Source organism: Winogradskyella undariae (assembly GCF_013285155.1).
GTDB classification, from domain to species: domain Bacteria; phylum Bacteroidota; class Bacteroidia; order Flavobacteriales; family Flavobacteriaceae; genus Winogradskyella; species Winogradskyella undariae.
Genome location: NZ_JABTEL010000016.1, coordinates 21,357 through 34,596 on the forward strand (window position 1 = coordinate 21,357; position 13,240 = coordinate 34,596).

At 37.9% G+C, this 13,240-nt stretch carries 9 protein-coding genes; 7 read left to right on the top strand and 2 right to left on the bottom strand.

Annotation, left to right across the window (positions count from 1 at the left end):
* Positions 1–9 precede the first annotated feature (9 nt).
* On the bottom strand, positions 10–1,344 hold the full coding sequence (locus tag HSX10_RS16485; protein ID WP_173589354.1) for a GAF domain-containing sensor histidine kinase: 1,335 nt from the start codon (positions 1,342–1,344) through the stop codon (positions 10–12).
* 257 nt (positions 1,345–1,601) lie between these two features.
* Complete coding sequence (locus tag HSX10_RS16490; RefSeq protein ID WP_173589355.1) at positions 1,602–2,528, bottom strand: 1-phosphofructokinase family hexose kinase; 927 nt, start codon at positions 2,526–2,528, stop codon at positions 1,602–1,604.
* A gap of 426 nt (positions 2,529–2,954) precedes the next feature.
* On the opposite strand from HSX10_RS16490, the gene HSX10_RS16495 reads away from it, so the two are divergent.
* The 7 genes from HSX10_RS16495 to HSX10_RS16525 all read left to right on the top strand — a co-directional run bounded on the left by HSX10_RS16495 (position 2,955) and on the right by HSX10_RS16525 (position 13,217).
* Positions 2,955–3,614: a DUF6796 family protein gene (locus tag HSX10_RS16495; protein WP_173589356.1), complete on the top strand. Its 660-nt coding sequence runs from the start codon at positions 2,955–2,957 to the stop codon at positions 3,612–3,614.
* On the top strand, positions 3,601–5,316 hold the full coding sequence (locus HSX10_RS16500; protein ID WP_173589357.1) for a CRTAC1 family protein: 1,716 nt from the start codon (positions 3,601–3,603) through the stop codon (positions 5,314–5,316). The genes HSX10_RS16495 and HSX10_RS16500 overlap by 14 nt, the downstream gene beginning before the upstream one ends.
* A 197-nt stretch (positions 5,317–5,513) precedes the next feature.
* Entirely contained in the window at positions 5,514–5,894 is a 381-nt protein-coding gene (locus tag HSX10_RS16505) for a hypothetical protein (protein WP_173589358.1), read from the top strand.
* Between the two features lies 1 nt (position 5,895).
* The gene (locus tag HSX10_RS16510; RefSeq protein WP_173589359.1) at positions 5,896–9,414 is read left to right on the top strand and encodes a metallophosphatase; all 3,519 of its coding nucleotides are present in this window, start codon (positions 5,896–5,898) and stop codon (positions 9,412–9,414) included.
* 28 nt (positions 9,415–9,442) lie between these two features.
* On the top strand, positions 9,443–11,053 hold the full coding sequence (locus HSX10_RS16515) for a glutamate synthase-related protein (RefSeq protein ID WP_173589360.1): 1,611 nt from the start codon (positions 9,443–9,445) through the stop codon (positions 11,051–11,053).
* Positions 11,054–11,064: 11 nt separating this feature from the next.
* Positions 11,065–11,811, top strand: a complete 747-nt coding sequence (locus HSX10_RS16520) for a hypothetical protein (RefSeq protein WP_173589361.1) — start codon at positions 11,065–11,067, stop codon at positions 11,809–11,811.
* Entirely contained in the window at positions 11,811–13,217 is a 1,407-nt protein-coding gene (locus HSX10_RS16525) for an FAD-dependent oxidoreductase (RefSeq protein ID WP_173589362.1), read from the top strand. Before HSX10_RS16520 ends, HSX10_RS16525 begins: the two co-directional genes overlap by 1 nt.
* Positions 13,218–13,240 lie beyond the last annotated feature (23 nt).

Here is a 13,240-nt window from a genome sequence, read left to right on the forward strand (position 1 = left end):
TCAACAATTTTAATGAGATCCGGATTTAGGTAAGGTAAAATAAAAGGTGGTACCACTGCCCTCTTCGCTTTCTAGCCATAGGGTACCTTTGTAAAAGGTGATGATTTTTTTTACGATGGAGAGTCCAATGCCTGAAGATGAGCTGCTACTTTCTAATTTGGTAAAGACCTTAAAGATTTTTTCGAAATACTCAGGTTTAATGCCCACTCCGTTATCTTTTACATAAAACTGAAACAGGCCATCTTGTTCTGTATAGCCTAGTTCTATAGTGCCTTGAGCTTTGTCTTTATCACTATACTTAATGGCATTTTGAATAAGGTTTTGAAAGACTTGTTTGAATCTCCAGGTATTGCCATAGAGGTTTGGAAGGTTGTCTTGTACGGTAATGCTGATGTGTTTAGGAATAAGAAAGGTTTGTAAAATCTCTGCAATAAGGGTATTAAGGTTAACCAGCTTGTCTTGTTGTTCTAATTTATCAATGGTAGAGTAATCTAAAATCCCTTTAATAAGGAAGTCCATTTTCTCGACATTAAACAACACTTGGTGCAAGGGCTTAAGGTCGTTTTCAGTAAAGGTGGCTTTATGATCGTCCATAAACCAGCTGATTAGAGTATGGATATTGATAAGTGGCGCTTTAAGATCGTGAGACACCACATGGGCGTATTCGCTAAGCTCTTCGTTTTGTAAGGATAAGCTTTGTAGAAGCTCTTCCTTTTTCTTTTTCTGTGCTTTTATGCGCTCTTCATTCTCTTTACGCTTTATAATATTAACAAGCATATTGGCATATACAAAAAGAATGTCTTTTTCGTTTTCGGTGTACTTGTTTAGTTTTTTTACGGCATCAAAACCAATAAAACCAATAAGTTCTCCGTTTTTAATTTTAGGAATGGTAATAAGGCTTTTAATGCCTTGTGGCTCTAGTACGGCTCTTAAACCTTGTTTGCCATCCTTGGGTAACTGACTGACATCTTCAACATAAAAAGCTTCGCCTTTTTGGTGGGCTTCAATCCATTGCGGTATATAATCGATAGGAACGTTTTGAAGGTTCTCAATTTCGGGCGCTATACCTGTAGGGCACCATTCGTAGGTATTAGAGGTGGTGTTGTCTTTAAAATTATATGAAAAAATATAGCTTCTATCCGAGGCTACAAATTCTCCAATTTGTTGCAATGAGGTGTTAATAAGTGTATCAATATCTGATAAATCGGCATTAATATAGGTGGTAGAAATGCTTATAAGTAAGTCTTGAAAGCGCAGCTGCCTTTCAATAATTTTATCTTTTTCTAATTGCGTTTGCTTTTCTGTATCAGAGCACGTACTGGGTTTAGGGTCTTTTTTAATCATGCAGTTTATGAGGTTTAAACACTTTTAGTTAACACTTACCGTGGTCTAATATACTCATTAAGTATCTATTAAAAAAATGCGATGGGTTAAACGTAGGGTTTTAAATGGTGCATGATCCCAGTTATATTTAAGGTTAGTGCTTCAAATTAAAAACCTCAACGGATGATAAGGTTCGCCATACATCCCGACGGAAAAGTTAAGACGCGTCAATTGACGGTTAGAGTTCTAAGGCATGCAGATGAGATCTATATCTTATATCAATCCTCTAACAAGTCTATCACCTTTTGTATATTTTCTTTGGATGCTAAATTGGTACCGCCTGTCATGGTCGTTGCCACGCCGCAGATAACGCCCCATTTTAAAATGGCTTTAGAGGGTAAACCTTGAGCAATGGCATAAATTAAGCCTGCTACCATACTGTCGCCTGCGCCAATGGTACTCTTTACTTTTACCGAAGGCGTATTTTGGTAGTATATACCGTCTGCCGAGGCTAAAAAGGCACCACGAGCGCCTAAGGAAACCACCACATATTCGGCTTGCTGGTTATGGATGAGTTGCATGGCAAAGTCCTCTTGCTCGGGTTTGGTTAAAAAGTCCTTGCCTGCTAATTGGGCAAGTTCTCCTTGGTTGGGTTTCATTAAAAACACCGGTTTTTTAAGGCTCGCTTTTAAGGCTTCGCCAGAAGTATCTATAATAATTTTAACGTTTTTAGCCGTCAGGCTGTCTCTAAGTTGAATGTAAAAATCGGCGGCCATAGCGTCTGGTATACTACCACTCATTACAAAGATGGTGTCTTCGGTAACACTTTGGTTTATAGTAGATTTGAGGGTTTCTATTTCTGTAGGACTTAACCCTTTTCCTGGCATACCAAAACGGTATTGTAATTCGGTTTTAGCATCTACAACGGCTAGGTTTTCGCGGGTCCATGCTGCTACAGATATGGGAGTGCACTCTAGGTGTTCGGCTTCTAATAAGCCTTTTAAGGTTTTGCCAGTATCACCACCATAAGTAAACATACAGTTGTTTTTAACGCCTAAAGTGTGTAGCACTCTAGAGATGTTAACCCCACCGCCACCGGCTTGAAATTCAATGGCGTGGCATTTTAGTTTTTGCTCTGGGACGAGGTGATTAATAGTGGCACTTTTATCGAGTGCGGGGTTTATGGTTAAGGTGATAATGTTCATGTAATAGATGGTGTTTGCGTTTTATAAATAAAGGTTTTAGCCCTAGAACTCCTGTTTTGTGCTGTTTTGTGCGTGTATAAAGCAAGGCCCTAGTAAACTTTTAATAAGGTATAAAAAACAACGGACTCTCCCTTAACTTTTAGTCATAAATTAGTACGGTTTGTTTTTTAAGCAGGTTGTAATGTTATAAACAATCCATTTAAAACCTTTATACCTCATTCGTTTTTGCGACATTTTAGACCTGGTGTATTTGTTGGGGGCGTAATGGTTAAAATACCCCTACACCCCTTATAACATAAGCTTCATGTAAAGATAACGCTCATGTTTATAACCCTCAATATTACAATAAGATAAGGCATTTTTGTTTTTCTTGAAAGGAATTTAAATAGTTATCGACAGACTCAAAACCAACCTTTTAAAAAATTAATGAAACGTACCAAAATTTTAGGCTATCTCGGTCTTTTTGCTTCTATCCTTGTAGGATTAGGCGAATACTTTTTACACTACTCCCCTTCTATTTTAGAACATTCTGAAGCTTATGCCTTTTTTAAAGAGGTGCCCTTAGAGCATCTGACTATAGGTCATTTTTTAGCGGTGATTGGGATCCCTTTTTATTTTGCGGGCTATATTCATATCTACCGCATGTTAAAACCTGGGAATAAAACCTTAGCGCAACTTGTTTTGGCTATTGGCTTTATGGCTTTTACGGTGGGCGGTGTTTGGATAGGGTCTAGAGCCTCAATTGGTTACATTGTGCACTTAAAGGAAGCTATGAACCCCACTGTTTACCAAGATCTATTAGACCATTACACCAATCATATGGAAATATTGGTACAAGCCCTACGGGTTATTATCGCCACCCTTTCGGTAGTCTTTGCTGTTGCTATTTTAAAAGGCGGCACGTATTATAAAAAATGGATGGCCTTTTTTAACCCTATTGTTATTCTTATTCTATTGGTCGTTATAGGCCAGCTCATCCCTTCTATAGGGAAGCATATGCTACCCATACTTATGAATGTCACTCACTTTATAGTATTCGCATTATCATTATACCAACTAAAAACCAAATCTTATGAAATTCGTTAAAAACCTTTTAAAACTTGTCGGCATTGCCGTAGTCTTGTTCCTTTTATTTATAATGGGCTTTTTCTGGCGCGACTCGGTTTCCGATAAATACGATATTAGTATTGCCGATAAAGACATTCCTAAATTTTCGCCTATTACTTTAGATTTTGTACATCAATATCATGGTGAAAAATCATTGCCTATTGCCCCTTCGGCTTTAATAGATATTAATAATGACAACGTTGATGAAGTCTTTTTTGGTGGCGGTATGCTACAAGAGGATGCTATTTTTGCGTATCGTAATAATGAATTTGTAGACATTTCTAAAGAGGTTAATTTGCCTAAAAAAGGAAACACTACCACAACGGTTGGTGCGGTATCAGCTGATTTTGATAACAACGGCTTTACAGATCTTATATTGAGTCGTGAAGACGGACTTCATTTGTATTACAATACCAACGGTACGTTTACAGACGTGCTTATAGATACCCCTGTGAATGCCAAATCAAATCCTGCCGGAATTACGGTAGCCGATATTGATAAAGATGGCGATTTAGATATCTTTTTAGCCACTTACCTTAAAAAGGAATTGATGGAAGGACAGAATATTTTTGAAGATTACGACTATGGTGCAACAAGCGAATTGTTGCTTAATAATGGCGATAATACCTTTAAGAGTATCACCAAAGCTGCTGGGTTAGATTATGTACACAATACATTTCAAGGTGTTTTTGTGGATATGGATAATGATACTTGGCAAGATTTAGTGGTGGTGCATGATACCGGCGAAGTGCGTACCTATAAAAATAATGGCGACTTAACCTTTACAATGATTGCCAACCCAATGACCAAGCGATTTGCTTACCCAATGGGACTTGCTGTTGGAGATTATAATAATGATGGTTTACCAGACTTTATGTTCTCTAACACCGGGAGCACATTGCCAAACAAAATAGCGCATGGCGATATAAAAGACACGTCTTTATTTACAGACAAATGGATGTTGTTTGAAAACCAAGGGGATTTTAAATTTACTGATGTAGCTGAAACGGCTAAAATAGCCGATTACGAATTTGCTTGGGGCTGTACCTTTGCAGATCTTAATAACGACGGCTTACAAGATTTAATGGTGGGCGAAAATTATGTGGACTTCCCTCCTAGCAAGTTGTTTAAATTACCAAGTCGTGTGCTGATCCAAAAAGAAGATGGCACCTTTGCGCCTACCGAAGCAGAAAGCGGTCTTAGCAATCCTTATTTTGCAATTACCTCGTTAGTAAGCGACTTTAATAACGATGGCTACTTAGATATGATTTGGGTGAATATAGATACCCCAGCCTTAGCGTATATCAACCAAGGCGGTACTAACAATTACCTACAAGTCGATTTAGGCGAGTCTATTAATGTTCAAGGTGCCAAAGTAACGGTAACGACCCCAAATAAAACACTTACGGAATGGTTAGTAACAGGTGAAGGTTTAGCCAGTGACCAAACCGCATTGCTTCAATTTGGATTAGGAACTACAGCGCGCGTTTTAAATGTAAAAGTACTGTTGGCTGATGCTAAAGAGATTTCTATAGACCATCCTGAAATTAATAGCATTTTAGATTTAAAAGCGGAAGTTGAAAAGGCTTTAATTGATGAAGCCACTACAGAAGCAACAGAAGAAGCAACTTTAGAAGGCGCTACAGAAACCGTTAGTCAGCTCACTACTGAAGACCAGTAAACCCTATTTATAACTAAAGTCTCCTACCAATTTATAAGACCGTAGTTGGTTTGGTAAACGACTGATAATGAAATCACAACCTTAAATTTAAATGGTGATGCTTACCTTATTTTGCCTAAATTGTAAGGGCGCTTAAAAATGTCACTGCTGTAAATGGAACAGAATGTTTCTACCCCCAGCAACAGAATTATAAACTAATGTTAAAAAAAACCCCCTATTTCAGCATTCTCATACTCCTCATTATTGGAGTATTTGGTGCTGGAGCATTAGTTGTTGAAGAATTTAAAACGGGTGAAGGTTGCCCTAAACTGTTACATATCCCTATATGTTTAGTGGTCTTCATCTGTTTTAGTGTTCCGCTTGCAGCACACCTATTAAAAAAAGGAAATGCGCTGTATTTTATATTTACAGGCTTAGCAGGTAGCATTGCACTTGTGGCTTCCGTTATGCAATTTATGGGACATGCAGAATGTCCCAAAACAGCATCTGGAACCCCTATGTGCTACTATTCGTTAGTGCTTTTTAGCAGTTTAATACTTCTAAAAATTTATCATTTAAAAAACAACAATCTAAAATAATATGAAAACAAATTTACCCATCAAAATCAGCATGCTTTTAATGCTGTTGTTCGTCAGTTATTTTTCAGGAGCACAAGAATTAGAGACCTCTGTTTTTGTGACAGGAAATACGGGGACCACCACCGATACTTCGGTGCTAAAACAAATCACTGAAGAAGCCAAAACCTTAGACGATTCAAAATTACTCATCTTAGGTAATGTGGTACCTAAAACAGGTTATAACAAAGCTTCAAAAGCACATATCACTTCGCCATTAGCGGTTTTAGAAGCTTTTGATGGTAAGGTGATTTTTACACCTGGGCATCATGAATGGGCTAAGAATGGTCATAGAGATGTAAAGGCTATAGAAGACTTTATTCAAAAAAACAGTAAGGCAAAATTCTATCCCGATGAAGGTTGCCCTATTAAAAAAACAGAATTGACGGATGCTGTGGTTTTAATCACTATTGATTCGCAATGGTATTTAGAAGATTGGAATACACACACCTATCTGAACGAAGATTGTGATATTAAAAACCGTACTCAGTTTTTCTTAGAGTTTGAGAGTATGCTAAAAAAATCGCAAGGCAAAACCATAATGGTCGCTATGCACCACGCGCTTTTTTCGAATACTAAAGAAGACTTATTAGCAAGAACAGGTGGTACGGCTTTACATGATTTTCAGAATAAGCAAAACACAAAATTTAGAAACCGATTAATAACCCTGGCTAGGCAAACGGAAAATATCTTCTTTGTTTCAGGTCACGATAAAAATCTACAGTACATTAACACCTATGGTGTGCCTCAAATTATAAGTGGAGCCGCAGGGAAAATAGAGAAAGCAAGTCCAAGACATGAAAACGATTTTAGTGCTAACGAAAATGGGTATGCCCGTATCGATCTTTTTAAAGACGGTGCTGTTAGTGTAACGTTTCAAGGGATTACCACACCGTATACCACCACCGTTATTGCGCCCTTAAATAATGAAGCGACTTATACTTTTAAACCTAAAACAAGTTTTGATAAGACGTATAGTGCTTCGGTATATACCTCAGAAGAAACTGAAAAAAGCAAGACTTACAAAGGGCTTTGGGGACAACATTACAGAACATTTTACAGTAAAGCCGTAAATGCACCAGTGGCTTTTATAGATACCTTAAAAGGGGGCTTAACCCCTATTAGACGTGGTGGAGGTCATCAATCTAAATCGTTACGCTTAGAGGATAAAGACGGTAAACAATACGTAATGCGTGCTTTACGTAAAAGTGCCATTAAGTTTTTGCAATCTACCGCTTTTCAAGACAAGTATGTAGAGGAAGACTTAGAAGGTAGTTTTGCAGATCGTTTTCTACTCGACTTTTATACCACAGCACACCCCTACACCCCAACAACGATAGGAACACTTGCCGATGCAGTGTCTATTTTTCATACCAATCCTGAGTTGTACTACATCCCTAAACAAAGCACTTTAGGGGCTTATAATGATGAATATGGTGATGAACTTTATATTATTGAAGAACGTGTAGAATCTGGACATCGGGATTTAGAGAGTTTCGGAAAACCTAAAGCCATTTTAAGCACCACTGATGTGTTGCAAGAAATTAATAAATCGGGGAAATCTATTGTAGATGAACCGTCTTACATTAGAGCCCGACTTTTTGATATGCTTATTGGCGATTGGGATCGTCATGAAGACCAATGGCGATGGGCCCTTTTTGAAAAAGAAGACGGTTCCGAAATCTGTAAACCTATCCCTAGGGATCGCGACCAAGCCTTTTCTGTTTTTGATGGAAGTCTACTCACTTTTCTACGCTGTGCAATACCAAGCATCCGTATGATGCAATCGTTTGATGCCGAATTACCAAGTCCTAAATGGTTCAGTTTTGAGCCTTACCCCTTAGATATGACCTTTATTAATCAATCGAATTGGGCCGATTGGGAAAGAGAAGCTAAAGCACTACAAACAGGTATTACAGACCAAGTCATAGAAGACGCCTTTAAGCATTTACCAGAAGAAGTTAAAGGGGCTACCATAGAAGAGATTAAGCAAAAGCTAAAAGGCCGACGTGGAAACATTGTGTCTATAGCCCGTACGTATTACAACTATGTTAATAAACACGAAGTCATTACAGGAACTCAAAAAGATGATCGCTTTGAAATTATAAGACATCCTAATGGAAAGACCACTGTAGAAGTGCAACGAAAAGATCTAGACATCTTTAAAAGAACATTTACCAAAGCCGAAACCAAAGAAATATGGATTTATGGATTGGATGGAAATGATACGTTTAATGTCACTGGAGAAGGCGATGATTTTATTACACTTAAAATTATTGGAGGAAAGAAAAATGATACCTATAATTTTGAGAATACCAAAAAAGTAAAGCTTTACGATTATAAAGATAAGAACAATACCATTGTAAACAAACGCTCTAAGAAGTGGTTAGTAAATGATTATGGTATAAATAATTACGATTATAAAAAACGTAAGTATAGCATGAACCAGTTTTTACCCATCTTAGGTGCCAATCCAGATGATGGGTTCCGTATTGGGTTTGTAGATAATTTTACAACTTACGGTTTACAACGCAATCCGTTTACTACAAAACACAGTTTAAGCGCGTCGTATTACACGGGGAACTCGGGTTATGATGTGTCTTATAGAGGCGAGTTTTCTAATATTTTTCACGATTGGAATTTTGCCGTAGAAGCCAAACATACCAGTCCTAACTTTGCACAAAACTTTTTTGGCTTTGGTAATGAAACCACTTATGATAAAGATGATGTGGATATTGATTTTAACCGTGTAAGTATTAAAGAATGGCATGCGGCTATCGCATTATTATGGTATGGTAGAGACGGTGGGTCTTTCTACTTTAAACCGTTAATAGAATCTTTTGAAGTTAAAAATGTTGCCGATAGGTTTATTAATAGTTTACCTGCAAGCGCTACCCTATTTGATAGACAAACCTACGCGGGTGCAGAAGTTAACTACAGTTTTAAAAATAGAGATGATGCTTCTTTTCCTACCATGGGATTAGATGTGGGACTTACCGCAGGGTATAAAGCCAATGTCGATGGTGGTGCAACAGAAAATAAATTTGGGTATCTTAAACCGCATTTAGCAATCAATCACCGCTTAAATAAGAGCGCAAGCTTAGTTTTAGCCACAAAATTAGGAGGTGAAGCAATTCTCGGTGATGATTTTGAACTGTACCACGCCGCACAATTAGGTGGTGGTGATAATTTACGTGGTTTTAGAAAAGAACGCTTTTCTGGGCAGTATAGCATGTACCACAATACCGATTTAAGATTACTATTAGGAAAGTTTAAAACCAGCTTTATCCCATTGAAGTACGGAATTACAGGAGGCTTTGATTATGGGCGTGTTTGGATAGAAGATGATGCTTCAGATAAATGGCATAATAGTGTTGGAGGTTCTTTTTGGGTCAGTGGCTTAGAATCTTTTACCGCTAACGTAGGCTATTATGGCAGTAGTGATGGTGGCAGAATTGCTTTTGTGTTAGGCTTTGCCTTTTAAATGAGATATTAACAAATACTATAATCCTATGAAAAAACCAGTAATTATTGCTCAAGTCAGTACGTTAGAAAACAAGGAACCCAAACATGCTCTCGTTAACGGCTTAGATTTGGTCATTGTAAAATTTGATGAAGACATCTCTGTACTTTATGGACGATGTTTGCATAGAGGTGCTTTAATGTCTGACGGTCATGTTGATGGCGAGAATTTAATATGTGGTGTTCACGGATGGGATTACCGTGTAGATTCAGGCGTATCAGAATATAACAATAAGGAAGTCCTTCATAAATTTTCGACTAAAGTAGAAGGTGATGATTTGTTTGTAGATGCTTTTGAAATAGATGCTTATTTACAAAACTACCCACAACCTTTTAATCGTGATGCGTATTTAGGCGCTTATGCAGACACACATCCTGAAGAAACAGAACCTTACACCGGTTATATTAAAGAACTGGCTACAAATGGGTTAAAAAATATTGGGCATCATGGGTTTTCGGCCTCTATGGGAGTCGATAGAGATACGCTTCCTAAGTGGAACGACATTCAGTTTTTACCCGCACAATTGGCCTCAAGACCTTTGTTAGATGAAGAGGCCGTTGCCACTAAGGTGATTATAGGCCCTAAAGCCAAAAAGCCATTAACATTAGATATGCCGCTTTTTGTCAGTGATATGAGCTTCGGAGCCTTATCTCGTGAAGCTAAAATAGCCTTATCTAAAGGCGCTGAATTAGCAGGAACAGGTATATGCTCTGGTGAAGGTGGTATGTTACCCGAGGAACAAGCGAGTAATTCAAAATATTTTTACGAATTAGCCTCTGCACAGTTTGGATTTTCTTGGGATAAATTAGACCACGTACAAGCCTTTCATTTTAAAGGCGGTCAAGGTGCAAAAACAGGAACTGGTGGGCATTTACCAGGCAGCAAAGTCAGTAAAGAAATTGCTGAGGTTAGAGGACTAAAAGAAGGCGAAACGGCTATTTCGCCAGCAGCAAATCCAAACTTTCATACGGTAGAAGACTTTAAAGTTTTTGCCGATAAAGTAAGAGCACGTACAGGAGGTATTCCTATAGGCTTTAAAATTGCTGCCAGTCATATAGAAAAAGACATTCAGTTTGCCCTCGATGTTGGTGTCGATTATATTATTCTAGATGGTCGTGGTGGCGGAACAGGTTCTGCTCCTACTATTTTAAGAGATCATATTAACGTGCCCACAATTCCGGCATTGGCAAGAGCAAGAGCTTATATGGATAAGGTGGGTGCTACAGACGTTACGCTTGTTATAACAGGAGGATTACGTGTTGCCGAAGACTTTGCAAAAGCCCTGATGTTGGGCGCCGATGCTATTGCGGTATCTAACTCGGCATTGCAAGCGATTGGTTGTTTAGGGATGCGTGCTTGTGGTTCTAACAACTGTCCGGTGGGGATTGCAACACAAAAAGAATCGTTACGTAGCCGACTAATTATAGAGGCTTCAGCAAAACAATTACAAAATTACTTTGAAGCCACTAACGACTTAATTCGCGTTGTGGCACGTGCTTGTGGTTATGATGATGTGACAAAATTTAACCAAGAAGATTTATCTACATACGATAGAGATATGCATTATTTAACAGGAATCAATTACGCAGGATTAAGATAAAACAATAGACCATGATAAAACAAATGCATTTAGCGGCTCAGTATTTAGCTGCAGCGGGAATTAGTTTTTTAGATAAAAAAGCAGACGATAGTCATACAAATTTAGGCTTCGATATTAAAAACGGCTGTCTGAGTACTCATGTACTTTCAGATCAAGGCGATCAATTGTGTTTAAGTTACGAACGGTTTGCTTTAGAATGGACATCGAACAAAGGGACGACCACTTTTGAATTGGATGGCGCTATGCATTCTGAAGTATTAAGCTGGTTAACAGAGACTTCTAAAGCGCAATTAAACAAAACGTATCACTATGAGTTTCACTACGATTTACCTTACGCTATAGATGACAACTTTACGTTTAGTTTGTCTGATTCTGACCAATTAGGCGCGTTAAAAGCGTTACGAGTTATGGCGCAATTGGTGCTTCAAAACATAGATGAACACTATAACCTTAAAGCATCGATTAGAGTTTGGCCACATCACTTTGATTCTGGGATTTATAGTGCACTACCCGATTCCGATGTTACTGTTGGCTTAGGTTTAGCCATTCCTGATACGGTATGTGACAAATATTATTTATACAGCGCAGGTTACAAAAATGGAGAAAAAATAGCAACGTCTGCATTTCCTGCATTAGCATTGGGGACGTGGAAATCTGGTGATTTTGTAGGCGCCGTATTAAATGCAGAGGCGTTAACCGTACAAGAAGGTGTTGCCTTTTTTGAAGCGACCATAAAGCAATTAAAAAACAACTTATAATGAATACAATAGATCTTTATGGCGCCGATTGGTGTCCGGACTGTCAAAGAGCAAAAGCTTATTTAAAAGACAACAATATAGATTTTAATTTTATAGATGTTGATATTGACAAAAGTGCGACCGCTAAAGTTGAAGAAATTAATAATGGAAAGCGTATTATCCCTACGGTTATAGTTAATGATAAACCTTATACCAACCCCGATAATGCCACATTAGCCAACGTTTTTGGGATTAACGAACAAGGACTTGTTAAACTCTATGGCGCTGATTGGTGTCCGGATTGTCAACGTGCTAAATCTTATCTTCAAGATAACGGTATCAATTTTCAATATATAGAAGTTGATAAATACCCATGGGCAGCAGAACTTGTAGAAGCAACCAATAACGGCAAACGCATTATCCCTACCATATTTGTTAATGATAAATCTTATACCAATCCCGACAACTCGGTTTTAAAAACGGTTTTAAATATCGGTCATGAAGCCGAAAAGCACATTTATGATACTATTATAGTGGGCGCAGGAGCGGCAGGTTTAACCGCTTCGATATACATACAACGCGACCGATTTAGTTCTATCATTCTTGAGAAAAAGAACATTGGCGGTAATGCCTTTTTAACTGAAAAGATTGAGAATTACCCAGGTTTTACTAATATTTCAGGACCAAAACTAATGCAACGCATGTCGGAACAAGCCAAGACTTACGGTGCTAAAATTGAAACGGGTGTTGAGGTACAGTCTATTGAGAAAAAGGGCGCCTTTTTTTCTGTGACGTCTAATATGGGAGCATACCAATCTAAAACAGTGGTATTGGCATTAGGATCTACCTACCGAAAATTAGGAATACCAAATGAAGTCGATTTAATTGGTGCAGGCATTCACTTTTGTGCCACTTGTGATGGTGCTTTTTATAGAGACAAAGAGATTATTGTTATCGGTGGAGGAAACAGTGCTTTAGAAGAAGGTATTTTTCTAGCTTCTTTTTGTAAAAAGGTCACTATTGTAAATCGTGGTTCTGAGTTTTCAGCTTCAGAAACTTACATTGAAAAGTTACCCTCTATGACCAATATTGAAACCCACATGAATAAAGAATCCTTAGCGTTTCTTAAAGATGATAAAGGCCAGTTTAAGGGCTTGAAAGTTAAAGATAAAACCACCAATAAAGAAGAAGAGTTGTACGCCGATGGCAGCTTTATTTTTATAGGGTTAATTCCTAATACGGATAATGTTAAAGATTTGATTGCATTGAATTCACAAGGCTTTATTACAACCACGGTATTAGGAGAAACAAATATTAAAGGTATTTTTGCTGCAGGTGATTGTAGAGAAGGTGCTATTGCACAAGTTGCAGCTGCAACTGGTGAGGGTGTTTTAGCGAGTTATGGTATAAGACAGTATTTTAAATAAAAAATACTTAAAAATAAAAACCC